Origin of the sequence: Bifidobacterium tibiigranuli, from assembly GCF_022655035.1 — a bacterium.
Classification (GTDB): Bacteria; Actinomycetota; Actinomycetes; order Actinomycetales; family Bifidobacteriaceae; genus Bifidobacterium; species Bifidobacterium tibiigranuli_A.
This window is the reverse complement of the sequence record NZ_JALCUA010000003.1, coordinates 120,054-146,945: the sequence shown is the minus strand read 5'-3', so window position 1 is coordinate 146,945 and position 26,892 is coordinate 120,054. Positions and strand designations below refer to the sequence as shown.

General features: G+C 61.8%; 19 protein-coding genes and 1 pseudogene. 10 read left to right on the top strand and 10 right to left on the bottom strand.

Annotated features, from left to right (window positions below):
- Window positions 1–15: 15 nt before the first annotated feature.
- On the bottom strand, window positions 16–2,310 hold the full coding sequence (locus LKK40_RS04960) for an HAD-IC family P-type ATPase (protein WP_304309694.1): 2,295 nt from the start codon (window positions 2,308–2,310) through the stop codon (window positions 16–18).
- 561 nt (window positions 2,311–2,871) lie between these two features.
- Here LKK40_RS04960 and pdxS point away from each other — a divergent pair.
- The 3 genes from pdxS to LKK40_RS04945 all read left to right on the top strand — a co-directional run bounded on the left by pdxS (window position 2,872) and on the right by LKK40_RS04945 (window position 6,535).
- Window positions 2,872–3,747, top strand: a complete 876-nt coding sequence (gene pdxS / locus LKK40_RS04955) for a pyridoxal 5'-phosphate synthase lyase subunit PdxS (protein WP_024463013.1) — start codon at window positions 2,872–2,874, stop codon at window positions 3,745–3,747.
- Window positions 3,747–4,502, top strand: a complete 756-nt coding sequence (locus LKK40_RS04950) for a pyridoxal 5'-phosphate synthase glutaminase subunit PdxT (RefSeq protein WP_304309690.1) — start codon at window positions 3,747–3,749, stop codon at window positions 4,500–4,502. The genes pdxS and LKK40_RS04950 overlap by 1 nt, the downstream gene beginning before the upstream one ends.
- Before the next feature lie 431 nt (window positions 4,503–4,933).
- The gene (locus LKK40_RS04945; RefSeq protein ID WP_304309688.1) at window positions 4,934–6,535 is read left to right on the top strand and encodes a PLP-dependent aminotransferase family protein; all 1,602 of its coding nucleotides are present in this window, start codon (window positions 4,934–4,936) and stop codon (window positions 6,533–6,535) included.
- Window positions 6,536–6,635: 100 nt separating this feature from the next.
- On the opposite strand, the gene LKK40_RS04940 is transcribed toward LKK40_RS04945, so the two are convergent.
- A complete protein-coding gene (locus LKK40_RS04940; protein ID WP_304309686.1) occupies window positions 6,636–8,762 on the bottom strand; it encodes a trypsin-like peptidase domain-containing protein in 2,127 nt (708 codons plus the stop codon).
- Window positions 8,763–8,865: 103 nt separating this feature from the next.
- Here LKK40_RS04940 and LKK40_RS04935 point away from each other — a divergent pair, with 103 nt between their 5' ends.
- The 5 genes from LKK40_RS04935 to LKK40_RS04915 all read left to right on the top strand — a co-directional run bounded on the left by LKK40_RS04935 (window position 8,866) and on the right by LKK40_RS04915 (window position 12,824).
- Complete coding sequence (locus LKK40_RS04935) at window positions 8,866–9,042, top strand: hypothetical protein (RefSeq protein ID WP_304309821.1); 177 nt, start codon at window positions 8,866–8,868, stop codon at window positions 9,040–9,042.
- On the top strand, window positions 9,026–10,381 hold the full coding sequence (gene tgt / locus LKK40_RS04930) for a tRNA guanosine(34) transglycosylase Tgt (RefSeq protein ID WP_434735129.1): 1,356 nt from the start codon (window positions 9,026–9,028) through the stop codon (window positions 10,379–10,381). The genes LKK40_RS04935 and tgt overlap by 17 nt, the downstream gene beginning before the upstream one ends.
- A gap of 93 nt (window positions 10,382–10,474) precedes the next feature.
- Entirely contained in the window at window positions 10,475–11,272 is a 798-nt protein-coding gene (locus LKK40_RS04925; RefSeq protein ID WP_304309682.1) for a nitroreductase family protein, read from the top strand.
- A gap of 122 nt (window positions 11,273–11,394) precedes the next feature.
- Complete coding sequence (locus LKK40_RS04920; RefSeq protein WP_304309681.1) at window positions 11,395–11,988, top strand: type IV toxin-antitoxin system AbiEi family antitoxin domain-containing protein; 594 nt, start codon at window positions 11,395–11,397, stop codon at window positions 11,986–11,988.
- Window positions 11,985–12,824, top strand: coding sequence for a nucleotidyl transferase AbiEii/AbiGii toxin family protein (locus tag LKK40_RS04915; RefSeq protein ID WP_304309679.1), 840 nt, complete (start codon window positions 11,985–11,987; stop codon window positions 12,822–12,824). The genes LKK40_RS04920 and LKK40_RS04915 overlap by 4 nt, the downstream gene beginning before the upstream one ends.
- A gap of 133 nt (window positions 12,825–12,957) precedes the next feature.
- Here LKK40_RS04915 and pntB read toward each other — a convergent pair whose 3' ends face one another.
- The 7 genes and pseudogenes from pntB to dnaK all read right to left on the bottom strand — a co-directional run bounded on the left by pntB (window position 12,958) and on the right by dnaK (window position 22,153).
- A complete protein-coding gene (pntB, locus tag LKK40_RS04910; protein ID WP_304309676.1) occupies window positions 12,958–14,334 on the bottom strand; it encodes a Re/Si-specific NAD(P)(+) transhydrogenase subunit beta in 1,377 nt (458 codons plus the stop codon).
- A 5-nt stretch (window positions 14,335–14,339) separates the two neighbouring features.
- A pseudogene (locus LKK40_RS04905) lies at window positions 14,340–15,935 on the bottom strand (Re/Si-specific NAD(P)(+) transhydrogenase subunit alpha).
- Window positions 15,936–16,313: 378 nt separating this feature from the next.
- On the bottom strand, window positions 16,314–17,006 hold the full coding sequence (locus tag LKK40_RS04900; RefSeq protein WP_304309675.1) for an HAD family hydrolase: 693 nt from the start codon (window positions 17,004–17,006) through the stop codon (window positions 16,314–16,316).
- Between the two features lie 484 nt (window positions 17,007–17,490).
- Window positions 17,491–18,063: a heat shock protein transcriptional repressor HspR gene (locus LKK40_RS04895; protein WP_304309673.1), complete on the bottom strand. Its 573-nt coding sequence runs from the start codon at window positions 18,061–18,063 to the stop codon at window positions 17,491–17,493.
- Between the two features lie 5 nt (window positions 18,064–18,068).
- On the bottom strand, window positions 18,069–19,064 hold the full coding sequence (locus tag LKK40_RS04890) for a DnaJ C-terminal domain-containing protein (protein WP_304309671.1): 996 nt from the start codon (window positions 19,062–19,064) through the stop codon (window positions 18,069–18,071).
- A gap of 498 nt (window positions 19,065–19,562) precedes the next feature.
- Window positions 19,563–20,246: a nucleotide exchange factor GrpE gene (gene grpE, locus LKK40_RS04885; RefSeq protein ID WP_304309669.1), complete on the bottom strand. Its 684-nt coding sequence runs from the start codon at window positions 20,244–20,246 to the stop codon at window positions 19,563–19,565.
- 2 nt (window positions 20,247–20,248) lie between these two features.
- Complete coding sequence (gene dnaK, locus LKK40_RS04880; protein WP_304309667.1) at window positions 20,249–22,153, bottom strand: molecular chaperone DnaK; 1,905 nt, start codon at window positions 22,151–22,153, stop codon at window positions 20,249–20,251.
- A gap of 593 nt (window positions 22,154–22,746) precedes the next feature.
- Between dnaK and LKK40_RS04875 the strand changes: the two genes are divergently transcribed.
- Both LKK40_RS04875 and LKK40_RS04870 read left to right on the top strand, forming a co-directional pair.
- Window positions 22,747–23,964: a LacI family DNA-binding transcriptional regulator gene (locus LKK40_RS04875; protein ID WP_304309666.1), complete on the top strand. Its 1,218-nt coding sequence runs from the start codon at window positions 22,747–22,749 to the stop codon at window positions 23,962–23,964.
- A 57-nt stretch (window positions 23,965–24,021) separates the two neighbouring features.
- Window positions 24,022–25,071, top strand: coding sequence for a LacI family DNA-binding transcriptional regulator (locus LKK40_RS04870; protein WP_304309665.1), 1,050 nt, complete (start codon window positions 24,022–24,024; stop codon window positions 25,069–25,071).
- Between the two features lie 21 nt (window positions 25,072–25,092).
- Here the strand turns inward: LKK40_RS04870 and LKK40_RS04865 are convergent, their stop codons facing one another.
- Entirely contained in the window at window positions 25,093–26,850 is a 1,758-nt protein-coding gene (locus tag LKK40_RS04865; protein WP_304309664.1) for a glycoside hydrolase family 13 protein, read from the bottom strand.
- Window positions 26,851–26,892: the final 42 nt, after the last annotated feature.

The window sequence follows — 26,892 nt, the reverse complement described above, 5'->3', positions numbered from 1 at the left end:
ACGTCATTCTCGCGCTCAGTCGCGCTCGAGCAGCGCGGTAAGCGCCCACAGAATCGAAACGACGTCGATGGCCTCTTGCAGGAAGGCGCCGACGACCACTGGTATGAGATTGAAGGCGGCGGCGATCATGCCGAGGAATGCCAGCGCAAGCCCGGCGATGACGGCCTGCAGCATGACCTGCTTGGTGCGCCGCGCGATGGCGATGGCGCGCGGCACGGCGGCGATGTCGTCATTCATGATCACCGCCTGTGCCGACTGGGATGCGGCGGTCGATGTGCCATCGGTTATGGCCATGCCGATGTCGGCGGTAGCCAGCACCGGGGCGTCGTTCACCCCGTCACCAACCATCATGGTGATGGGTCGGGCGGTCGACTCGCCGCGCAGCCGCGCACGAATCGACGGCGCAAAGCCAAGGCTCCTGTCTCCATCACGGCTGCGTTCGCTGGTTCCTACGCGACCTTGTCCGTGCCCGCTGGTTTCGGCTTGATTCGCCCGCGCAACGGGCTGTTCGCGTGTGGCGACTGCTCTGAGCTTGTCTTCTGGCAGCAGGTCGGCGTGCACGTCGGCGATGCCTACGCTGTCGGCAACGATGTGGGCCGAAGCCGCGTGGTCGCCCGTGAGCATGGTCAGGCGCTCAACGCCGAGTGAGCGCAACTGGTCCAAGGCTTCTCGGGCGTTGGCGCGCGGCACGTCCTTGAGTACGATGCGCGCGGCGAGTCGCCCGTTCACCGCTACATAGGTGACCATCTCGTCGGGCGCACGCTGCCCGAATCGTGCCACCGGAAATGCAGCAGCGGGGCTGCTGACGTTGCCTGCGCCGCCACCCTGCGCGGAATCCTGGGTCGCGATCACATAATCGAAGCGACCGACGCGCACCGGCACGCCGTCGACCTCGCCGCAGACCCCGTTGCCGGCATCCTCGCTGACATGGTTGACGACCGGATAGCCGCGGGGCGAATCATACTGGCCCCCGGTCTGCTCCGCGAGGCGATGCCGGGCCTGCTCCCCCGCCGCAGCGATGCCTTGGGCAAGGATATGCACCGAATACGTCTCAATCGCGCCCGCGAGCGCGAGGATGTGATCTTGGTCGAAATCGCCATAATCGTTGTAATTGCTGCCATCGCCACCGATGCCGGCGCTGCCGACTTGACCGCCACCGAACCCACCCACCAGATCGACGCGCGCGACCTGCGGAGTCTTGACGGTCAGCGTGCCGGTCTTATCAAAGAACACATGCGAAACCTGACCGAGATTTTCCAGCACATCCTGCGTTTTGATCAGGATGCCGGATTTCGCCAAGCGCCCGGTTCCGGCCATATAGGCCACCGGAGCCGCGATGAGCAGCGGACAGGGCGTCGCCAAGACCAAAACCTGCGCGAATCGCGTGGCATCGCCGGAAACGAGCCACGCCACGCCTGCGATCAGCAACGCGAGCACGGTAAAGGGCACAGCCAGCCGGTCGGCGGTTCTGACCACGGCCGCACGGGACTCTTTGGCCGAGGTGACCAGATCGAGTATCCGCTGATACTGCGAGTCCTGGGCCAGCTGCGTCGTACGCATAGTGAGCGTGTTCGAGCCGTTGACCGCGCCGGACATCACGCGCGCCCCTGCGTACATTTCGCGCGGCACCGGCTCGCCATTGATGGTGCTCAAGTCCAGCGTGGCCGAGGCGCTGAGCAGTTCGCCGTCAACCGGCACCGTCTCCCCGGGCAGCACCACGAGCACATCGCCAAGCCGGACCTCTTCGACAGGCAGCGTGTGGAAATGCGATGATGCTTCGGATTCTGGCTCGGCATTGGCCTTCTCGACGGGCGCATCTGCCACGCCAGCGTCCGCAACTGCCCGGAACGCGGCCCGCCCTTCGCCAGCCTTATCTGCATCCGAACGCACCCCGATGCCTGGCAAGTCGACCACATGGGCGTTGCGCGGCGCGGCGCTGGCCAACGCGCTCAGGCTGCTTTCCGCTTTGGCCTGCGCGTATTCCTCGATCGCCTCGCCCGACCAGACCATGAGCACGACGGCCCAGCTGGCCCAGTATTCCTGCACGGCGAGAGTCGATAATATGGCGAGCACGGCGAGCACATCCACGCCGACGCGGCCACTGCGTAAGTCCCGAATCATGCCGGCGAGCGCGTCCACAACGGTGTAGGTTACCAAAGCAATGACGAATACCTGGCCCAGCGAAGGGTTCACGACGCCGAACCATGGCTGCCACGGATGTACGTCGCTCAGCACAGCGAGGGGTATCGCGCAGAGCACGGTGAGAGGAAGTAGTGGGACTCGTTGAATAAGAGCGATGGCGTTACGCATCGTTTCTCCTTACACTCGCATACGGGCTGCGCGGCAAAGCACAGCACTGCAATCACGCCTTGTTAACCCACCGGGAGGCTTTCGAAAGAATGCATCGCGATACACGGCGTAAAGATAGACATATTCAGTTGTATTGCACATCATCAACCGTTCGTACGGCTGGAAATCAGCTTACCAGCAAATCGCCGCCGACAAGCCGCAGACGGGTCTCCGACAACCCCGTTGCCGAACTAAGCGTACGTTTTACGCCATGATCACGAGGCGCATATCGGAAAACGTACGATAACGACCGCTCAGCGTACGTTTTCCGTTATGGACTCGTGCAAAGTGCCATAAAACGTACGCTGACAAGCCGCGAGTAGGCAGGCTGAGACGCAACCACCGTCCACCCCGCGATTGGCTGGTGCGCAAAGTGGCCGATTGGCCCTATCGAAGTGCCACGCTGCGACCGTACACTGTCGCTCGAACGGGACAAGTGCGCCCGATTCCGCCCGCACCCAAGCTAGACCCAAGCGCTAGCCACAGGCGCGAGCGCGACATCGACATGAAAGGAGCGGCCTTATGGATGGCGACCGCGTATCACTGAACAGGAACCTCGCCCAGATGCTCAAGGGAGGCGTCATCATGGACGTGACGACACCGGAGCAGGCGCGCATCGCCCAGGATTCCGGCGCCTGCGCAGTGATGGCTCTGGAACGCATTCCTGCGGATATCCGCGCTGCGGGCGGTGTCTCGCGCATGAGCGACCCCGGCATGGTGCGCGGCATCCAAGAGGCCGTCTCGATACCCGTCATGGCCAAGGTACGCATTGGGCACACCGCCGAAGCCCGCATTCTGCAAGCCATTGAAATCGACTACATCGATGAGTCCGAAGTGCTCACGCCCGCCGATGACGTCCATCACATCGACAAAACCGGCTTCGACGTGCCCTTCGTGTGCGGCGCGAAGGATCTTGGCGAGGCGCTGCGCCGCATCGGCGAGGGTGCGGCCATGATTCGTACCAAGGGAGAGCCGGGGACGGGCGACGTGGTGCAGGCCGTACGCCATATGCGCACTATGAACCGCCAGATTCGCGCACTGGCTTCGCTGCGCGACGACGAGGTCTTCGAGGAAGCCAAGCGTCTCGCCGCGCCTTACGATCTGGTGCGGTACGTGCATGATCACAGCCGCCTGCCCGTAGTCAACTTCGCGGCCGGCGGTGTCGCCACGCCCGCCGATGCGGCGCTGATGATGGAGCTGGGCGCCGAAGGCGTGTTCGTCGGTTCGGGCATTTTCAAGTCGGGCGACCCGGCGAAGCGCGCGGCTGCCATAGTTCAGGCGACTGCGAACTGGCAGGACGCCGCACTGCTGGCGCGGCTCTCGGAGAATCTCGGCGAGGCGATGGTGGGCATCAACGAGAACGAGATCACCACGCTTATGGCCGCAAGGGGCGAGTGATGGTCGTCGCGGCGCAATACATCGGCAAACGCAGTTCGGGCGACCAGTCGCGCTCGGTGACGGGCATTCTCGCGGTGCAGGGCGCATTCGCGGAGCACGCCGAGATGCTGGACCGCCTTGGCGCTCCATGGCGGCTGCTGCATTCGGCGAAAGACTGGGACGACTCCATCGCTCGGGTGATTCTTCCGGGCGGGGAAAGTACGGTACAGGGCCGGCTGCTACGCCTGACCGGACTGTTCGCGCCGATCGCGGAGCATATCGCGCAAGGCCGGCCCGTGCTCGGCACCTGCGCGGGGATGATTCTGCTCGCTCGAAAAATCGAGAACGAAGGCGCGGCAGACACGGCGCCGCAAGACGCTGCGCTTGGCGCCGATGTGAACACCGACACTACGCACAGCGATACCGCGCGCAACGACACTGGATGTAATGACACAGCGTCTAGCGGCAGCGCACATAGGCATGCCGTGCATGAAAGCACCACATATTTCGGTGCGCTTGACGCCGTGGTGCGCCGCAACGCCTACGGCCGTCAGCTGGGCAGCTTCGAAACCATCGGCTCGTTCGGCGATATTCATGATCTGCCCCTGGTGTTCATCCGAGGGCCGTATGTCACCGAGGTCGGCCCGAACGCCACGGTCGAATCGCAGGTGGACGGGCATGTGGTCGGTCTGCGGCAGGGTTCGCTGCTCGCCACCGCCTTCCACCCCGAGCTGACGGACGACACCAGAGTGCACGAACTGCTACTTTCGCTGTGAAAGCGGGGAACATTGGGCGCTAGGAAGCCGGACTTCGTGTTCGCGCCCGCGTGTTTTCCCATTTCGTGAGCGTATATGCGTGTATTTGCGTTATATGAGGCGTTATTGGGGTGCTGCGGAGGTCTATCTACGTTATGTGAGGCGCTATTCTGCGAAGAGTCGAGTATCGCTGGCCAGAAACCGCCATTTTCGACCAGCGTTACCTGGAGTGCCCTAGGATTAGCGCCGCATATAACGCCGATAGACCTCCGCGAAGCCCGAATAGCACTACACATAAGCGAGATAGCCGGCATTCGGGACATGGCCACGAGCTGCAGAGCCCCCAAGCCGCTCGGATGAAACGTTTGCGCCTCGCCGAAACACCGCGGCGCACGCTCACCCGTAGAATCGTCACAGCCCCGATGCGAAGGAACCGAAAGGAGAACGACGCCATGCAGGTTTCACTCGACCGGCGCAGCGATGTGCCCCTCTACCGCCAGCTTGTCAATGAGTTGCGCGAGCAGATCGTCGCAGGGCGCTTGGCCGCCGGATATCGGCTGCCTTCGGAGCGCGAGATGGCCGAGCTGCTTGCCGTCAACCGCACCACCGTCTTGCAGGCGTACAGCGAGCTCAAGGATGAAGGCCTCATTGCCTCGCATGTCGGCAAAGGCACCTTCGTGCAGCGCCGCGCCAACGAACACACCATCGCAGCAGCCCCGCGCCTCGTGCCGTCTGCGCCATCGCCGCATGCTTCGCCGATGCTTGGATCGCCGACACCCAGCGCGCAAACATTCAGTCCGCAGACACACGTTCCGCCAACACACGCTTCATCAACTCCTAGCCCACTAACGCTCAGCCCTCCGTGGCCGGTGCTCTTCAGCGATTATTCCAACCGCTTCACCTACCACGACATCGCCTCAGCGGACCGAGCGCAGAGCATGGACGGCGTCATCGACTTCGCCACCGGTTCGCCGAATCCGCACGACATCCCGGACGATTTGCTGCGCGACGTGAGCCTGCATGCCTTCTCCTCGCACGATTTCGACGGCCAGCCGGAATCGCCCATCGAAGGCTTCCCCGAGCTGCGCACATTGCTCGCCGACCACATGCGCGAGGACCGGATGATCCATTGCTCGCCCCGCAATGTGATGGTGCTTTCCGGCTCGGAGCAGGGCCTCGATCTGTGTGTCAGGGCGTTCGTTAATCCCGGCGACTGCGTGCTCGTCGAAAGCTCGACCTTCTTTCCGGCGCTGCAGGCCTTCCGCTCGGCTGACGCACGTATCATCGGCGTGCCGACGGATGAATCGGGCATGCGCACGGAGCTGCTTGAGGGGTTCTGCGCACGCTTCCACCCGAAACTGATCTACACCATCCCCACCTTCCACAACCCCACCGGTTCCACGATGCCGGCCCAGCGCCGCCGCGAGCTCATCGAGACCGCGATGAAATACCAGTGTCTCGTCATCGAGGACGACCCCTACGGAGAGCTGCATTACGGGACTTCGGCACCGCCGACTCCGCTCAAAGGCATGGAGAATGCCGGGTACGTGATCTACCTGTCGACCTTTTCGAAAACGGTGACGCCCGGTCTGCGCACGGGCTGGCTCATCGCCGACACGCATGTGGTCGCGCGGCTCGCGGCGCTGCGCCGGATGGTCGATCAACACACGAGCTCGTCCTCGCAGCGCATCTGCATCGAGCTGCTGCGCGGCGGCCGCATCCGCCGGCATATCGAGGAAATCACCGGCACGTACCGACTGCGGCGCGACGCGATGTGCGATGCCCTGCAACGCTATGCGCCGCCAACCGCCCAGTGGAACGTCCCCGAAGGCGGCTACTACGTATGGCTCAGCCTGCCCGAAGGCCAGCGTTCGCAAGCGCTGCTGGAAGCCGCACGGCCATTGGGCGTCACCTTCATGCCGGGCGGGGTGTTCGACGTGGATGGCACGGACACCCGCCACATCCGCCTCAATTTCGTGCGCCCGCGCATGGACCAGATTGACGACGGTATCCGGCTGCTGTGTGCCGCTATGGACAGCAGCAAGCGAGCATAAGCATGAGTGAGGGGCGGCAAGCATAGCCTGCCGCCCCTCACTCGCCACCGGTATGCAGCCGTATCATACTGCTGTCATAACCGGTCGGGAACTGGTCTGTTTACCACAGGCCGAACGGATCATTGAAGCCGCCACCGTTGCCGCTGTCGCCGTTGCCGTTGCCGCTGCCATTCCCACTTCCATCATTACCGCTGCCGTTCCCACTGCCGCCGTTGCTGCCATTGCCATTCTGGCTGCCACTGCCGGACTGGGTGCTGGCGGAGGTGGATTCCTGCTGGTCCAGCGTCACTTCGACGTCGATGGCCTTGGAATCGCGCACGACCGTGAGCTTCACCTTGCTGCCCAACGCCGATGCGCGGACAAAGCCCAGCAGCGAGTAAGTGTTGTTCACCGCGTTATCGTTGAACGCGACGACGGTGTCACCGACCTTCAAACCCGCTTTGTCGGCCGGACTGCCAGAGACCACCTTGGCGATCTTCGAGCCGCCACGGGTCACGCCATCGGCTTGGGCGGTCGCATCCCCGATGGTCACGCCGAGCTGCACATGCTTGACCGAGCCATTGTCGATGATCTCCTGCGCGACGCGCTTGACGAGATTCGACGGAATCGCGAAACCGATGCCGATGGACCCTGCCTGCGAACCGGACGTGGCCGTGGAGGCGATCGAGGAGTTGACGCCAATCACATTGCCTGCCGCATCGAAGGTCGGGCCACCCGAGTTGCCAGGGTTGATGGCCGCATCGATCTGGACGGCATTCGTCACGATCTGAGCCTTGCCGCTGTCATCGAGAACCGAAACGGGGCGGTTGAGCGCCGAGACGATGCCGGTTGTGGCCGTATCGTCGTAGCCGAGCGGATTGCCGATGGCCATGACGCCCTGCCCGACGGCAAGAGAGTCGGAATCGGCGAACTGCACCGGCTTGAGATCGCTCGGCGGGTTATCGAGCTTGATGACCGCCAGATCGGTGGTGGCGTCGGTTCCCACGACCTTGGCCGTGTACATCTGGCCATTCGCCAGAGTGACCTGAATCTGCTGAGCGCCTGAGATCACATGGTTGTTGGTGACGATATGCCCGCTGGTGTCGAAGATCGCGCCCGACCCCTTGGCTGACCCATTAGCGAGCTGAACCTGGATGGAGACGACCGAGCCGGAGACCGAGCCGGCCACCGCGGTCCAATCGGCCGCCTTGCCCGCTTTCAAGGGCGCGCTTCCGGCGCTGGCCTGGCTGGAACCGACCTCGCTCATCGAGCTGGCGCTGGGTACGCTCACCCAGCCGTTGGTAATCGCAGCATAACCAACGCCGAGGCACAGAGCCGCGGCGACCAGCGCGGCGACGACCGCGACCACAATCGCATTCGCAGGCCGATTCGGCGCTGCGCCCGCAGGCGTTTGATTGCCGGCAAAAGATCCCTGCGGCGGATAGCCAGGAGTCTGCGATCGTTGCGGGCCTTGCGGACTTTGCGGCTGGTTGCCTGCACCATAAGGCCTCGGCGTCCCCTGGCTTGCGTTGCCGGACTGGTCGTTCGGACGCTGGCCACCAGGGTTGAAGAAGGGATTGGAGCCGAAGTACGGGTTGCGATTCCCCTGATCTCCTGGCTGCGTTCCCGGCTGCGTTGCTCCCGGCTGCCCGCCATTGGGCTGCCCACCGGGCTGACCCGTCTGCTGGGCGTCGGAAGCAGCTGCGCTGCCGTCGCCGTTCTGCGTTTGCCCAGGAACCGGGCCGTATGCGCCGTATTCCGGGGCGGGGCGGTAGAGGGGCATCGTCGGCTGCTCTACGCCAAGGCCTGCGGTGGGAATGGGCGCGGTCTCCTGCGCGGCGAAACTCGTGGTCGCAGGAACCGGTTCGCTCGTGGCAGTTTGGTCCGCGCCGTTGGAGCCATTGGGATCTTCAGAGTTCTTAGAACCATCAGAGCCGGCATCGGCATTGTCGCCATCCACATTGATCGCGCCATCGCCGGGCGTGTTGGACGTATCGGACTCGCCCGCATTATCGCCATACACGCTGGAGCCCTGCGCGGATTCCTGCCCTTGCCCGTTCTGCCCGTCCGAAGACCTTGCAAAATCCACCGTCTCCTCAGGATTCAAGCCGAGCGGCTGCAAAGAAACTGTCGGCTGCTCGCTCTGAGCCTCTCCCAAGCCCTCGGCTCCCCCTTCTGGGTGATTGTGCTCTTCGGCGTCGTGCGCGGCGTTCTGGATGTTCCAGTCGCCGTCGTGTTCTTCAGCCATAGCTACTCCTTTGCATAAGATGCGACTCCAACGGCCTTTCGGACGTATCGTCGCTGTTCATCGCTATCCATAAGTAAAGATAGCCGCTCTGGGCGTTTCCTGAATGTTTGTTGGAAGAAATACACCAATCCTCGGCATGTTGGCAAAACCGGGCTTGCTTGGCATTGTTTCTCGTGCGATTGCACCCGATATTGCGCTTACAATTACGGCCAATGCTGCATTCGCACAGGCGCTGCGGCATGGCTTCGCCTACAGTGAACGATATGACCAGTCTTCTTGAACGCCCTCGTACAGCGCGGCCCGAGCACCCCGATCAACCGGACCAGCCTACCCAGCTGCCCCAGCCCGAGCACCCCGATCAACCCGGTGACCGCAGCGCTTTCAGCTTCGAAACGACCACGCGGCTGCCTGATTCGGCACAAGGCAAAGGGCGCGGCGGGGCCCGCTATGGCCGTACCGGCGTCATTCACACCCCGCACGGCGACATCACAACCCCCGCCTTCGTCCCCGTCGCCACGCAGGCCGCCATGAAGGCCGTGCTGCCCGAGCAGATGCGCGAGTTGGGCGCGCAATGCCTGCTATCGAACGCCTTTCATCTCTTCGAGCGCCCCGGCGAGGACGTGCTTGACGAAGCTGGCGGCTTGAGCCGGTTCATGAACTGGGACGGCCCGACCTTCACCGATTCCGGCGGATTCCAAGTACTTTCGCTGGGCGCGGGGTTCAAGAAGACGCTCGCGATGGACGTCAAGGGCATGAAGTCGGATGACGTAATCGCCAAAGGCAAGGAGCGGCTGGCCTTCGTGGACGAGGACGGCGTGACCTTCAAATCGCCGCTCAACGGCTCCGAACACCGCTTCAGCGCCGAGATTTCCATGGGCATCCAGCATAAGATCGGCGCGGATATCATGTTCGCCTTCGACGAGCTGACCACGCTGATGAACACGCGCGGCTATCAGGAGCGTTCGGTCGAGCGCACCTTCCGATGGGCGCGACGCTGCGTCGCCGAGCATCAACGGCTGACGCAGACGCGCGTCGGCAAGCCCTATCAGGCACTCTACGGCGTGGTGCAAGGCGCGAATTACGAAGACTTGCGTCGTCACGCTGCGCAGCAGATCGCCTCGCTTGACTTCGATGGCGTCGGCATCGGCGGGGCCATCGAGAAGCGCGTGATCGGCGACACCTGCGCCTGGATCTGCGACGAGATACCGGAAAGTCGGCCCCGACATGTGCTCGGTATCGCAGCCGTGGACGATATCTTCGCCTGCGTAGAGAACGGCGGCGACACCTTCGACTGCGTCGCGCCCGCGCGCACCGGCCGCAACGGCGCGATCTACACGCGCGACGGCCGCTACAACATCAAGCGCGCCACCTTCAAGCACGACTTCGGACCGTTCGAAGAGGGTTGCGACTGCTACGCCTGCACGCATTATTCGCGGGCATACATCGATCATATGCTGCGCGCGCATGAGCTGAACGGCTTCACCCTGGCCACGATTCATAATGAGCGGTTCTTCGTGAAGCTGCTCGACGACATCCGCGCCTCGATTGACGGCGGATACTTCGACGAATTCCGCGACGAGTCGCTCGCGCGGTTCTACGCCAACGGCAGCCGGGGGTAACGTCGGCTCATTTTAGGAACCGTCGCGCAATCTCGGTCGAATAGAATCGAAGCATAAGGGATATGGTTACAGCCCATACGCGGGAGGGGAATCATGGTTCTGCGTGATTTGGTTGGCGACAGCGACTTGCGCGGTGCGATAGCCGAGCGCCACTCCGTGCGCATGTACACTGATGAGCCGGTAGCCGATGAAGCGCTGGCAGTGCTTCGTGCAGAAATCACGGCCTGCAATGCGGCATCGGGCCTGCATATCCAGCTGGCTAGCGGACTGGATGATGCATTCGGCTATCCGACCCATTACGGCAGATTCCGCGGAGTCCATAACGCCATCGCCCTGATTGGCGCAGGCAGCGGCATCCCTGATCTGAGCGCGTCTGCGAATATGACTTCCCAGGAGAGTGGCAGTCAAACTCACGGCAACCAGGCAGTAACCAACGCAGAGGAAATCGCCTTGCAGACCAAGGTCGGCTACTACGGCGAACTGCTCTCCTTGCGCATTGTTCAGCTCGGGCTGGGAATCTCATGGGCGGTGCTTGACAACGCGAGAGAAGGCTGGTGGAGCCTAGGCGATGGCGAGCACATGATCTGGGCGCTGGCCTTCGGCCACCCCGCACGCCCCGGCGCGAAGCATCATACCAAGCCAATGGAGCAGTTATGCGCGTTGCCCGAAGGCATGGAGATCGCAGACGCGCCGGAATGGTTTACACAGGGCATGGGTGCGGCGATGCTCGCGCCGACCTCGCTCAGCCAGCAGTCCTTCATCATCGAGCTGCACCGCGACACTACCGTCAGCACCCGCGCCACCAAAGGTCTTTTCGCCCATGTCGGCCTCGGCTGCGCGATGTGCAACTTCGCAATCGGCGCCGCCCCGCACCACGTCGTCTGGCGCTAGCATTCGTACGCCTTATTGCAACTCCCCTTGGAAGAGTGCATGAAATTTACTTTCATGCACTCTTATTGCTACAATAAGAGCATCGACGTAAATAATGCCGACATGGACGAGAGGCGATTCACATGTCCGAATCGAGCATGGTGCTTGCCTTGGCGCAGAACAACAAAGGCATGGTAACGTCAGCTATGGTTCAGGACGCTGGCATCGCCCGGCAATACCTCAAGATACTTGTTGCAAGGGGCTTGTTGGAGCGCATAGACCGTGGAGTGTATGTGCTTCCTGACGCATGGGCAGATGAGTTCGTCGTCTTGCAGTCACGCTTCAAAAAGGGTGTTTTCTCCTTGGAAACCGCTTTGTTTCTGCACGATCTTACTGACAGAACGCCCGTGTCCTATGCCATGACGTTCCCCGAAAACTACAATGTCACCAACACTCGCAGAGACGGGGTGCTTGCCCATCGGGCAACGAGAAAAATATACAGCTCTGGAGTGGTGAAGGTCACCACCCCGGCTGGCAACCAAGTCGCTGCCTACAGCGCCGAGAAAACGCTATGCGATATCTTGAGGCCGAAAAACGGCATCGAGTCGGGCGTAGCCGCCGAGGCATTCACGCGATACATGTCGCGAAAGAACCGCGACATCCCGCAGCTTTCCGCGTATGCGAAGCTGCTGAAAGTTGAGCAGAAAGTCAGGTCATACTTGGAGGTATTGCAGTGAAAAACGCGATGCAACTGAAATCCATCGTCAGGAACATGTCCAAGGAAACCAACGTTTCGGCGCAACTGATCCTGCAGAACTATATGTTGGAGCACTTGCTGGCGCGAATCTCAGCATCACAGTACCGCGGCAACTGCATTCTCAAGGGCGGCTTTCTCATCGCCTCGATAGTCGGGCTGGACACCCGAGCCACGATGGATATGGATGTTTCGATCACCGGAAGGCCCGTCACCGAAGATGCTATTGCAACGATGTTCGGCGAAATCATTTCAATTCCCATCGATGACGATATCTCTTTTGCATTCAATGGCATTAATGAAATCCGCGAAGGCGATGATTACAACGGTTTCCGCGTGCATCTGTCCGGAAACTTCCCGCCGCTTTCTGTTCCGATGAAACTGGACATCACGACAGGCGACGCGATAACTCCGAAGGAAATCCGCTATGAACACATCACGATGCTCGAGCATCGGAGCATCCCCGTCCTGGCATACAACATCGAAACGATCTTGTCTGAAAAAATCGAGACCATACTCTCTCGCGGCGATCAGACGACTCGCCCTCGCGACTATTACGATGTGTATATCCTCTGGAAACTACGTCGTGCTAACATCAACCTTGCCCAGCTCAGGATGGCTCTGGCCGCAACTGCGAAACATCGTGGCTCGTCAACAATCATTAGAGACTATCGACGCACAATCGACGTGGTTCGCAGCAGCGACTTCATGCGCGAGCAATGGCGCAGATACCAACGCGCATTCGCCTATGCGCAGGGAATCAGTTTCGATGAGACCTGCAATGCCGTGATGGACATGATGGAGAGCCTTTCGCCGTAGCGCGGCCTCACCGAACTTAGTGCCTAACCTAGTGCTTTAGCGCAAACGGGTTTACTGCAGCCTTTGCCTATCCTTCAGCAAACCAAATCAGCAAGCCGACCCACACAATGACTCGCAACGGCTCGGCAATGCCTCACAGCGCTCCGAGCACTGCTTCCACGCTGGCTTTGGCGTCGCCGAAGAGCATCGAGGTGTTATCGCGGAAGAACAGCGGGTTCTGCACGCCGGCGTAGCCAGTCGCCATCGAGCGCTTGAGCACGACGACGTGCTTCGCCTTCCACACTTCGAGCACGGGCATGCCTGCAATCGGGGAATTGGGGTCTTCGGCGGCCGAGGGGTTGACGGTGTCGTTGGCGCCGATGACGAGTACTACGTCAGTATCGGGGAAGTCGCCGTTGATCTCGTCCATTTCCAGGACGATGTCGTACGGCACCTTCGCCTCGGCGAGCAGCACGTTCATATGCCCCGGCAAGCGGCCCGCCACCGGGTGGACAGCAAAGCGCACTTCGATGTCCTGCGCACGCAGGCGCTCGACGAGTGTGGCCACGGCGGTCTGCGCCTTGGCGACGGCCATGCCGTAACCCGGCGCGATGATGACCGAATGGGCTTCCTTGAGTTCTTCGGCCACTTCGGCGGCCTGCACTTCGTGGTATTCGCCCTCGACCTTCGCCGCAGCCGCCTTGGGAGCGTCGCCGAATCCGCCGAAGATGACAGCCATGAACTTGCGGTTCATTGCCTTGCACATCAGGTACGACAGGATCGCGCCGGAGGAGCCAACGAGCGAGCCGGTGATGATGAGCAGATTGTTGTCGAGCATGAAGCCGGCAGCCGCAGCCGCCCAGCCGGAGTAGGAGTTGAGCATCGAAATGACGACCGGCATATCGCCGCCGCCGATCGAAGCGACCAAATGCAGGCCGAGCAGCAGGGCAAGCACTGTCATCAGCGCCAAGGCCCACAGCGAGTCGGTCATCAGGAACCATACGAGCATGGCGGCCATGACGACCAGCAGTCCAACGTTGATGGCGTTGCGCCCGGGCAGCGCGAGCGGCTTGGATTTGATGCGCCCAGCCAGCTTGAGATAGGCGATGATCGAGCCGGTGAAGGTCACCGCGCCGATAAGCACGCCCAGATAGATCTCGGACAGATGCGCGACATCATGCTCGGTGAGGAAGGAGTTGTAGCCGATGAGTACGGCCGCAGCGCCGACGAAGCTGTGCAGCATGGCGATCAGCTCCGGCATCTGCGTCATTTCGACGGTGCGGGCGCGCCATGTGCCGACAGCAGCGCCGATGATGAACACAAGCGCGATAAGCAGCGCGGTCACCCATACGGGTCGCGCCGAATCGACAAGCGCGAGCACGATGGTGGCGATAATAGCCACGGCCATGCCGATCATGCCGAGGATATTGCCGCGTCGGGCGGTCTCCTGCTTGGAAAGTCCGGCCAGCGAAAGAATGAACAGCACGGCGGCGACGAGATACGCGGCCTGCGAAGCGATTGTGATGCTCATGGCACTCACGCGTCCTTCCTGAACATGCTGAGCATGCGATAGGTGACGAGGAACCCGCCGAAGACGTTAATCGACGCGATGGCGGCGGAAAGCACGGCCAGCGTGGTCACGACCGGGTTCTCGGAGCCGATCTGCAGCAGCGAGCCGACGAGGATGATGCCGGAAATCGCGTTCGTCTACGACATCAACGGCGTGTGCAGCGAGTGGCTGACGTTGGAAACGACATAGTAGCCCACGAATATGGCCAGCACGAAGATCGAGAAGGTCGCGAGGAACGCCGCGTCGGTGAATGCGAGCGCCACGGCGAGGATGATGCCGGAGATGGCCATAAGCACCGTATTGCGCTTGCGCTTGGCGGCTTGCTCGGCTTCCTGCGCGACGGCTTTGCGCTGCGCCTCCTCCTTGAGCTCTTCCGGGCTGAGGGCGGTGGCTGCAGCTCCTGTCGCCGCACTGCCCGCTGCGGCCGAAGCCGGAGCCGCGGATACCGCCACGGCTGGCGGCGGCCAGAGAATCTGGCTCTCGTTGGTCACGGTCATGCCGCGCTGCACTGGATCGTCCAGATTGAGCGCGGGCTTGCCGTCCTTGGCCGGGGTGAGCAGCTTCATAAGATTGACGACATTGGTGCCGAAGAGCTGCGAGGTGTGCCGCGGCATGCGGCTGGCCAGGTCGGTGTAGCCGATGATGGTCACGCCGTTGTCGCTGACGGTTTTGCTGCCCGGCACGGTCAGCTCGCAGTTGCCGCCGCCGGTGGCCGCCACGTCGACGATAACCGAGCCGGAGCGCATGCCAGCCACGGCCTCCTTGGTTATCGTGCGCACGGCCGAGCCGCGCACCAGCGCGGTCGTGATGATGATATCGGCTTTCGCGGCTTCCTCGGCATAGAGCGCCAGAGTCGCCCGCTCCTGCTCATCGCTCAGCGCCTTGGCGTACCCGGTGCTCGAGCGTTCCTGTTGGGCGGCTTTCGCCTGCACGAAGGTCGCGCCGAGCGATTCGATCTGCTCGCCGGCCTCCGGTCGCACGTCGAAGGCCCGCACTTCCGCGCCCAGCGACACGGCCGCGCCGATAGCTGCAAGGCCTGCCACACCGCCGCCGATCACGAAAACCTTGGCTGGCTGGGTTTTACCCGCCGCAGTGACCTGCCCGGTGAACATGCCGCCGAATTCCTCGGCTGCCTCGATTACCGCGCGATAGCCGGAGACGTTCGACATGGTCGAAAGCACATCGATCGATTGCGCGCGAGAGATGCGAGGCACCGCATCCAGCGCGAGTGCGGTCACGCCACGCCTGGCGAGCGCATCCAGCAGCTCATTGTTGGTATGCGGCGCCAGCCGGGAAATCAGCATCGCTGTGTTGCGCAGCTGCGCAACCTGCTGCTCGCTCGGCGCGTTCACCGTGGTCACGATATCGCAGCCCCATGCCGCAGCGGCGTCGACGATGGACGCCCCGGCGTCGCTGTATGCCTTGTCGCTGTATGACGCCTCGACCCCTGCGCCTCGTTCCACCGCGACTTCATAGCCCAGCGCACGCAATTGCGTGACGGTTTTGGGCGTGGCCGCCACCAGCCGCTCACCTGTGAGCGTCTCCTTCGGTATTCCTATCATCATCGTCGTTGACTCCTTCCTGCCACAGCTCGCTGCAGCGTGCCACGGCGCGCCTCCGCCCTACCGGCTGAGAGGCAGCCAGCGAGCTGAAACCCGCCGTATGGCTGATGCCGCAGCGCTTCGCCATAACTGCATCACAGTATAGTTGCATGCTTGTCGCTTCGACGCGGACATGCCAGCTCGCGCGTTCTCCCAAGTCAGACTCGCCCAAATGCACATTACATGTATTGCCTATAGCTATCTGTAATCGTTCAACGCCCAACGCCGGGCTGACAACGCCTAGCCGCTAAGGTTTTCAGCTGATAACCGGCTCAATCTCGAACGCGCCCAGTTACGCGCGCGCTCAATCGTTAACGCCCAGCCTCTAACACTCAGCCTTTAACGCTCAGCGTCGAGTTCACCCAACCTCAGCCGCACGTAATGCTCGAGCTCAGCCACGCCCAGCCCTTCATACCCGTTGATCGAAGCGAACTGCGGACCGTCCGAGACGTCCGTGCCGTTAAACCCGACCTGTGCCAACGTTGTGGCCCCAGAAGCAGCGGCCGAGGTAAGCCCAGAGATGGAGTCCTCGATCGCGATGCAGCTGGCCATATCCTGCGGTCCTACGCCTACCAGCCGCCTGGCAGCCAAGTACGGTGCCGGATCGGGCTTCTTCGGCAGATCGTCCGAGCCGCACACGAAGCCCACAAACGCTCCTTCGGGGGCATGATCGACCACATTCTGCGCCATCTTACGCGGCGAAGCGGTAACCAGCACCGAGGGTATGCCCGCCTCGGCCAACCGCCTGAGCACATCCTCGACGCCCGCAATCCACGGCATATGCTCTTTTTCATGCTGGAACACATAGTCGACCATGCCATTCGCTATCTCATCCACCGTGAGCTGCGTGCCCATATCAACCAGATGCTGCGCCACCACCTGCACCGGCTTGCCGGAATCGCCCCAGGCGAGGTCCTCGTTCCATTTCCCGCCATGCTCGCGGGCGAGCTGCACCTCGGACTCGTGCCAGACCGGCTCCGAGTCGATAAGCGTGCCATCCATATCCCAAAGGACCGCCTTGAGTAGCGTCATGCCGAATCCCGCCTTCCATTGCCTGCGTCTGCGCCTGCCTACGTCGCACCGAATTGCGCCGAGTCGTTTTGGCCCCCTCCATGACAGCAAAACAGGCCGACAAGGGCGCAGATGAGTGGCACGTGGGCCCAAAAGCTCATCAACGTTGCGTTTTGTACGCTAATTCAGCCCTACCGTATAAAAGGCTACGCAAAACTGCCAGTAAACGTTACATTTTGCACGGTAGAGATTGGATACCGTGCAAAATGCGACACGAGCCCCCCCGCTGAAACGCTGAAACACTGGAATGTCACGATTCCCGCACTATCGCCAGACCATTGCGGGAGTTGTGACGTATAACCGGCTCGAAACATCACAAGGCCCGCACTACCTTTGCGATAGTGCGGGCTTTGTGACATAAGATCCTAGAGTTATGCGCGTTCGCTGGAGTCCATGCCGGTTGTGGGCCTAGCAGACGCTCCGAGGCTCAAGCTCCACGAGCCACTTAGTCGAGGTACTCGCTCCATAGCACCACGGACTTCTCGTCCTCCGGGTATTGCGGCATATCGTCACCGGAGCGGCCGGAAGTCAGCTCGCGGCGATGCACCTGAATCTCGTGCCGCCACAGCCGTGCCTGATTCGAGCGCTGCACCTCGATGATGTCGCCATCCGCGTCGGCCGCGAATATGCTCGAACCATTAGGCCGGCTCAGCCGTTTGATCTCGCGGCGCAACTGGCGATTCTCCTCCTGCAGATCGAGAATCCGCGCGATGCCCGCAAGATTGACGCTTTCCTCCTGACTCAGCCGCTGCGCCTGCACCAGCCGGTCGATGTCACGCAGCGAATAGCGCCGCGCCCCGCCGCCGGTCCGCTGCGGCTCGATAAGCCCCAGCCGGTCGTACTGCCGCAAGGTCTGCGGGTGGATGTTCGCCAGCTCGGCGGTGCGGCCGACGCTGAAAATCGGCAGATCGATGTCGAAGCCGACCTCATCTGCCCCGTCGAGATTCGCGCGGGACTCGACCAGCGCGAGCGCGCACATCTCATAGAGCGCCCGCGCCTCGCGATCCATCCGTGCCATCGCGATCAGCGCTCCTGCGCCAGTTCATCAAGGAACTCGCCGGACTCCTCGTCGAATTCCTTGGCCTTGCGCTTGAGCGCCGCACTGGGCTTGGACGGCACGCGAATCTCGATGCGGCCCACCAAGTCGCCACCGCGCCCCGGCACGCCCTTGCCGGAAATGCGCACCTCACTGCCGCTGGACGAACCGGCGTGCACCTTGAACGTCACCGGTTCCCCATCGATGTCCTTGGCCTCGATCTTCGCGCCGGCCACGGCCTGCCCGATGCTGACCGGCAGCGCCATGACGATATCGTGCCCGCGCAGCGAGAACTTCGGGTCCTCCCGGACGGTAAGCTCCAGGAACATATCGCCGTTCTTACCGCCATTGACGCCCGGCTTGCCCTTGCCTGCGAGCCGAATCTTCTGCCCGTCCTTGACCCCGGCGGGAATATGCGTCTTGAACTTGCCGCCGTCCACGCTCAGCGACACGGTCGCGCCCTTGACCGCCTGCCGGAAGGTCAGCGTGATCTTCGACTTGCGATCCTCGCCCCGCTGCGGCGGCTGCGGCTCGCGGTACGCCGTGTGGCTGCGCGCTCCCTGACCTGGCATGGCACCGCCGAACATGGAGAAGATGTCATCCATGCCGGGCTGGCCGCCGCCCGACGTCGAGAAGCGAATGCGCGAGCCATCGCCCGCACCGTCGCCGAACATCGAGCCGAAGACATCAGAGAAGCCCGCGTTGCTGAAGCCGCCTTGGCCCGAGCCGCCCGCAAAGCGCGCGCCGCCCATGCCGAACTGCCGAATCGCGTCATACTTCTGGCGCTGCTCCTTGCTGTTGAGCACGTCATACGCCTCAGAAATATCCTTGAACTTCTCCTCGGCCTCCTTGGACTTGTTCAGATCGGGATGATACTGGCGCGCCAGCTTGCGGTACGCCTTGGTAATATCGGCTGCGCTGGCGTCTTTGGAGACACCGAGGACCTTGTAGAAGTCCTTGTTCAGCCATTCGTTCTCAGCCACGATGTGCCTCCTTTCCTGGGCTCAATATGTAATGCTTTATTTAGTTCTTGACTGCTAGAGGGGTTGCCGTGGGTGGAATGGGATATGTGTTGCCCGACATGCTGAGCCGTTAAGCGGACAGCCCTGTGGGCTGTCCGTAGGCGAAGTGAGCAGCCGCTAAGGCTGCGAAGCCGCGAAGCGGGGCCGCTCGGCCGGCCATACGGTCTGGCAACACACACCCCTCCACCTCCTTATGTACAAAGAGTCCAACTCCTCAAGCATTTTTTCTTTTTGCGCTCTAAGGATTCGCATCGAAGACCGTTGATTGATTAAACCGGGAGAGGACTTCTACAAAACCTTTTTAGTTAGCGGATAAAAACAAATACTGACGAGGGAATTGGAGGGATATGTGTGTCGTCCGACCGTATGACCGGCCGAGCGGCCTTGGAGCGTGTCGGATGACATACATATCCCTCCAATTCCCGGATACCAGATAAACCTAGGTATTCCGCAAACGAGCTATGCCTTGGGAGAAGCGACGACCACGCGGGCGGCTCGGACTACTCGGTCGCCGATGCGGTATCCGGCTTCTACTACGGTGTCGACGGTTTCGGTGGTGGCGGTTTCGTCGGGCTTGTGCAGGATGGCTTCGTGCTTGGTCGGGTCGAAGGGCTCTCCGGCCTTGCCGAATTTCTCGACGCCGAAGCGTTCGAAAGCCTTGTCGATCTTCGTGGCGACCGCGCTGAAGGAGTCGTCGATATCGCTGTGCTCCTTGATGCGATCGATATCGTCGAGCGCGGGCAGCAGCGCCGTGAGCACGTCGATGATGCCGTGCTCGCGGAAACGGTCCTGCTCCTTCTTCGAGCGGTTGCGGAAGTTGACGAATTCGGCCCGCTCGCGCTGCAAAGCGTCGAGGTATTCTGCGGCTTCCTTTTTCGCCTGGCCGAGCGGGGTCAGCGAATCCTGCGCATCGGAATCCTTGTTGTCAGAATCCTTCTTGCCATCGCTCGCCTGCTCGCTGTCGCTGTTACCGCTGTCGCCAGCAGCCTTCGCATCGCTGGACGGCTCATTCGGCTCGGCACCCTGCGCTGCGGGGCCCGAGGCCGACTGAGCTGTGCTATCAGCCGCGCCGGCCGCGTCAGCCGCGGCCTGATCGGCATCCGGCAGATCGTTGAGGTAATCGTCCTTATTGAACCCAGACATGATTACTTGTTGTCCTTGTCGTCATCATCCACGACTTCGGCATCCACCACGTCGTCGTCAGACGAAGCGGCAGAACCTGCGCCAGCACCGGCAGCACCGGCACCTGCGTCTGCGGCACCAGCAGCGCCCGTGCCAGCCGCATCAGCCGCGCCCTGCTGCGCGTAGAGCGCCTGGCCGATCTTCTGCGCCGAGGTCATGAGTGCTTCCTGCGCGGACTTGATCTTCTCGATGTCCTCGCCCTTGAGCGCTTCCTTCAGCTCGTTGACCTTGTCGGTGACTTCCTTGGACACGTCGTCGGAGAGCTTGTCCTTGTTGTCGTTGACGAGCTTTTCGGTCTGGTAGGCGAAGGATTCGGCCTGATTGCGGGTTTCGGCATCCTCCTTGCGCTGCTTGTCCTCGGCCTCATGGGCTTCGGCCTCCTTGACCATCTTGTCGATCTCGTCCTTGCCCAGGCCCGAGCCGCCGGTGATGGTCATCGACTGCTCCTTGCCGGTGCCCTTGTCCTTGGCGCCGACGTGCACGATGCCGTTGGCGTCGATGTCGAAGGTGACCTCGATCTGCGGAACGCCACGCGGCGCCGGCGCGATGCCGGTCAGCTCGAAGGTGCCCAGCGGCTTGTTGTCGCGCGCGAATTCACGCTCGCCCTGGTAGACCTGGATGAGCACGGAGGGCTGGTTGTCCTCGGCAGTCGAGAAGACCTCGGAGCGCTTGGTCGGGATGGCGGTGTTGCGGTCGATGAGCTTGGTCATGATGCCGCCCTTGGTCTCGATGCCCAGCGAAAGCGGGGTCACGTCGATGAGCAGCACGTCCTTGCGGTCGCCCTTGATGACGCCCGACTGCACGGCAGCGCCGACAGCCACGACCTCGTCCGGGTTCACGGACTGGTTCGCTTCCTTGCCTCCGGTGAGCTCCTTGACCAGCTCCTTGACGGCCGGCATACGGGTCGAGCCGCCGACGAGCACCACATGGTCGATGTCGCTCACGGAGATGTTCGCATCGCTCAGCACGTTGTTGAACGGCGTGCGGCAGCGGCCGAGCAGGTCCGAGCTCATATCCTCGAAGTGGGCGCGGGTAAGCGTCTCATCGAGATGCACAGGCGTGCCGTCGGGGGTCATGGCCAGGTACTGCATGGAGATGGAGGTCGAAGACGAGCTCGACAGCTCCTTCTTGGCCTGCTCCGCAGCTTCCTTGAGGCGCTGCAGCGCGATCTTGTCCTTGGACAGGTCGACGCCGTACTTGTTCTTGACCTCGCCCACGAGCCAGTCGATGACCTTCTGATCCCAGTCGTCGCCGCCCAAGCGGTTATCGCCGTTGGTGGCCTGCACCTGGATGGTGGAGAAGCCGTCCTCGTCCTTGCCGATTTCGAGCAGGGACACATCGAAGGTGCCGCCGCCGAGATCGAAGACGAGAATGCGCTCATCCTCCTTGCCCTTTTCCAGGCCGTACGCGAGCGCTGCCGCGGTCGGCTCGTTGATGATGCGCAGCACGTTCAGGCCTGCGATCTTGCCGGCGTCCTTGGTCGCCTGGCGCTGTGCGTCGTTGAAGTACGCAGGGCAGGTGATGACCGCATCGGTCACCGGCTCGCCCAGGTACGCCTCGGCGTCGCGCTTGAGCTTCATGAGCACCTGCGCGGAGATCTCCTGCGGGGTCCACTTCTTGCCGTCGATGTCGACGTTCCAATCGGTGCCCATGTGGCGCTTCACCGAGCTGATCGTGCGATCGACGTTGGTAACGGCCTGGCGCTTAGCCACTTCGCCGACGAGGATCTCGCCGGACTTGCTGAATGCCACGACGGATGGCGTGGTGCGCGCGCCCTCCGCGTTCACGATGACGGTGGGTTCGCCGCCTTCCAGCGTCGCGATGCAGGAATTGGTGGTACCCAGATCGATGCCTACTGCACGTCCCATAACGGTTGTCTCCTTGTTCGTTCGTTATCAGTGGTCACTTGCCAGCTGACGTTGCCTGCTCAAGCCCGCCGAGTCCGCCGGTTTCGATGCTGTTCAGCTATTCAGCCATTCGGCACCTTGCGGACCCACGTTGCGAGGTTTCCCTCGCCTGCTTACAAACTTGAGCCTACATCACTCAACTTTATGAAGTCAACTTATATTCCCAATTCCTCCAAAAAACTTGAGTTTTGCGCTATCAAGTTTTGGAATACATCATTGCGAAGCGCCTGCGCCAAACCCTATCGCTGCATTTCTTGTACATCCGATGTACAAAAATTTATACATTGAATGTACAAAAAATACTTGTCGCCGACTGTTGCTGGTTCTTGAACTAGACCGGTCACCCGGCAAGCCATCATCACAGCACCACTACCTCGTCCAAGCTCACAGCGAATATAGGCATACAGATATGCGAACGCTATTCTGACGGGATGATGCAGCCGATCGCCTCCAAATGCCCATGGACGGGCTTTTACCACCCGGCGACCACCACAGCGGCCAGTTGCGCCCGCACAGCCGTTCGCACAGAAGGTAACGAGGCATAAGGAGATACGATGCAGGCCAATATCGGCGATGTGGCACAGCGGGCGCAGGTCTCCGCATCCACGGTGTCCAGGGCCTTCAAGCACCCCGAACTTGTGGCCGAGGCGACGCGCGAACGCATCGCCCGGGCGGCGGATGAGCTTGACTTCGCAGTATCTCGATCGGCCTCGGTCTTTCAAACCGGCCAGACCTTCCGCATCGCGCTGCTGCTCAACGACCCCTCCTCAACCTGGTTCAACGCACATATCTACGAAGGCCTCGATTCGGTATTTCACCCGGCTGGCTACGATATCGCCATCTACCCAATCGGCACTAGCGGGGACCGGCACGCTTTCTTCGAAGACCTCCCGATACGCCGCAACGCGGACGCGGTCATAATCGCCTCGTTCGACGTCGACTCCAAGGAGATCGCGCGGCTGCACAGTATGAACGTTCCAATCATCGGCATCAACGCCCTGCCTGAAGATGTATTCGACTATTCGATTGCGACCGACGACGACTATGCGATGCGTCTGGTCACCCGTCATCTGCTCACACTAGGGCACAAAGATATCGCCTACATCGACCTCGACCCACCCGAGAATGCGGACGGAGCACTGCATTACAGCGCGAATCGCAGATCCAATGGCTTCCTTGCGGAGTGCGCCGAAGCGCATATTGAACCGGCGATGCTGCATGTGTCCAACACCGGTCAGCGCGTCGACCATGCGCTCACGCAGCTGTTCGCGCTCAATCACATGCCCACGGCAATCTGCTGCGAGCAGGACCGGATTGCGGTGCCTCTGCTCAGCCGGCTGCAGCGCCTCGGGTATGCGATTCCCGACGCTCTCTCGATTACAGGTTTCGACGACAGCACCTATGCGAGAGAGGTCGGTCTGACCACCATTCGGCAGGATCCGCATGATATGGGCGCGCAGGCCGCCCGCCACGCGCTTGACCTCATCGCCAAAGCTGATAATGACTTCGAGTCCAGCGCCGAGCGCGCCAGCAAGATCAACGAGACCACCGAGGCCACCGATGAAACCGCCAGCAAGACCGGCGTCAGAACGCCCCCCTATTCACGAATCCACTCAAATCCGCATGATGTTCCGGCTGTCCACCGGACCCGCAACAAGCGCCGCCTAAGGCCGCCCCGGACCGCCCCGCGCTCCAGCTCCAGCTTCCGCGCACGCCCAAGTCTTGCCCTCGCTCGCCCATCCCGCTCGCGAATCATGGTAACGTTGCCCTAGCAGTCGATGAAGGTGGCGCCACTGGCGGCATGCCGCCCGCAGGCTAATGGGACATACATGGGACATAGGGTTTTCAGGGATAGAGAGGAGGCACCCGTGAAGGCGAGCATCCAAGATGTGGCTTCCGAGGCCGGGGTCTCGGTTTCCACGGTCTCCCGCACGCTTTCCAAGCCTGATCTGGTGCTGCCCAGCACACGCGACAAGGTGCTTGAGGCCGCGCGAAAACTGGAATACCATGCTTCGCGTTCGGCCGCCGCGCTTAAATCGGGGCAGTCCTTCCGCATCGCCCTGCTCTCCTCACTGAACGTCGCTACTTGGTTCAATGCGACATCTTTCGCCGGGCTTGACTCCATATTCCACCCCAACGGGTACGACATCTCGATCTTCCAGATGGTCGATGCCAACAAACGGCACGAGTTCTTCGCCGATTTGCCCGTGCGGCGCAATGCGGATGCGGTCGTCGTCAACTCCTTCAACATCGAACCGGAGGAGACACGTCAGCTAAGGACGATGAACGTTCCAATCATCGGCATCAACATCCCCTCGACCAGTGGCTTTGATGCCGCAGTAAGCATCGACGACCAACGGGCAATGAGCGTGGCCGTCGAACATCTTATTTCACTGGGCCACCAACATATCGCCTACGTTTATAAGATGCCCAACAGTAGCTCGCGACTACGATTCAGCGCCGACTCGCGTCTCAGCGGATTTCTGTCGGCGTGCCAATCGCACCCCGGAGTCACACCCGAGACCATAGCCATCTCGGAAGACGGCGACGCGACGAACACGGTGCTGAACCGCATCATCACAATGCCAATCACACCGACGGCCATATGCTTCCAGAGCGACGACATCGCGCTGCCGACGCTGTTCAGATTGCGGCAGTATGGTCACCGGGTGCCACAGGACATCTCGATCATCGGATTCGACGACATCCCCTTTGCGCAGCCCATCGGCCTGACCACGCTACGCCAGGATCCCTTCGAGCTCGGCAGAAAGGCCGCGATGCAGACGCTGGACGCCATAGCAGGACGCGCCCCCGAGCCGCAGTTCGAAATCCAGCAGGCCAAGCTGATTCTGCGGGAGACCACAGCCGCCGTAGCGTAGTAGCTACGGCGGCTGTGAACCTCACACGTCGAGCAGCACCCACACGCTCGTGTCCTGCGGCAGTTTGCCCGTAGGAACAGGAGCGGAGGCCAGTACGATGTCGCCACGCGGGATGTCGACTTCCTCAGTGCCGAAGTTCGTCAGGCTCACGAAGCGCCGTCCGTCGACGCTCGGCCGCGAGTAGGCGATGACATCGTCGCCGGAGTCCAGCATCTGGCATGAGGTATCGGCCGTTGCGGTCAGCAGCGATGCGCGTTCTTTGAGTGCCTCGCGATACAGCGTGAGCATCGAATCGGGGTTGCCGGATTCGACGTCGACCGCGTAGTCCTTGAACCACAAGGGCTGCGGCAGATGCGGTTCGGCCGGGGCCTTGCCGTCGTCCAGCGTCGCTGGCGAGAACCCAAAGGAGCGCTTCTCGCCGAAGTTCGCGTCCCATCCGGCTGGTTCGGGCGCGTCGGCGGAATCCCATGGCAGCGGCACGCGGCAGCCGTCACGACCTTTTTCAGTGAAGTTTCGGCGCGTGAAGAAGGGCGTAGGATCCTCAAGCTTGTCCCAAGGGATGTCTGCCACCTCGAACAGGCCCAGCTCCTCGCCTTGGTACACGTAGAGCGACCCAGGCAAGCCAGCTTCCATGAGGATCGCCGCCCGGGCACGGCGCGTACCCAGCTCACGGTCTTCGAAGTAGCTTTTGCCGTCGCGCAGGATCCAGTCGTGCACGAACTGGTGGTAAGCGGTCGCGTCAACCTGCGGCAGGCCGTACCGCGAGGCACCGCGCGGCACGTCGTGGTTGTTCATCACCCACGTCGTGGTCGAGCCTTTTGTCTGCTCGGCGGAATTCAGCCCGTCGAGGATGGCCTCGCGGAATTGAGCAACCGTCCAGTTCGCCTTGGCGAACTCAAAATTGAACACCTGCCCCAGCTCATCAGGCGACGCATACAGATGCTGGTGCTCGGGCACGACCCACGCCTCGCCAACGGCAAAACGCGGCGGATCGTACTCGTTGAACACCTCGCGCCACTCGTGATAGATCTCGTGCACCTCCGTGCGATCCCATAGCGGATGCTTGCCGTCATGGTTGAACGTCGCGTGCACCGGATAGCGCTTGCCGAGCTCCTCCAGCGGAGCGCTTTCCAGATCTTTGGCCAGGCCGTGGGCCACGTCGACACGGAAGCCATCAGTGCCGTGGTCGCTCCAGAATCGCAACGTCTTCTTGAACTCCTCGTGCACATCCGGATGCTGCCAGTTGAGGTCCGGCTGCTCCTTGGCGAAGATGTGCAGATACCACTGACCGTCCTCGACCTGCTCCCAGGCCGACCCGCCGAAGAGCGACACCCAATCATTCGGCGGCAGCTCACCGTGCTCGCCCCGGCCTTCGCGGAAGATATACCGGTCGCGCGCAGCGGAGCCACGCCCAGCCTGCAGTGCCTCCTGGAAGAGTACATGCTTGTCGGCGGTATGATTCGGCACGATGTCGACCATGATCTTCATGCCGGCCTCGTGCGCGGCCGCAGCCATCGCGTCGAAGTCATCCATGGTGCCTAGGCGCGGATCAACGTCGCGGTAGTCGATGACGTCGTAGCCGCCATCCGCCAAGTCGGAAGGGTAGAAGGGCGAAAGCCAGAGCGCGTCGACTCCGAGGTCTTTGAGATAGTCGATTTTCGACGTGACGCCGGGGATATCCCCCAAGCCGTCACCGTCAGCGTCTTTGAAGCTGCGTGGGTAGATCTGGTAGACGACCGCCTGCTTCCACCAGTCGTCGCGTTCGTTGTTCAGTGTCATGATTCCTTCCCGGCATTGCGTATATGCCTGTTTATGGTATCG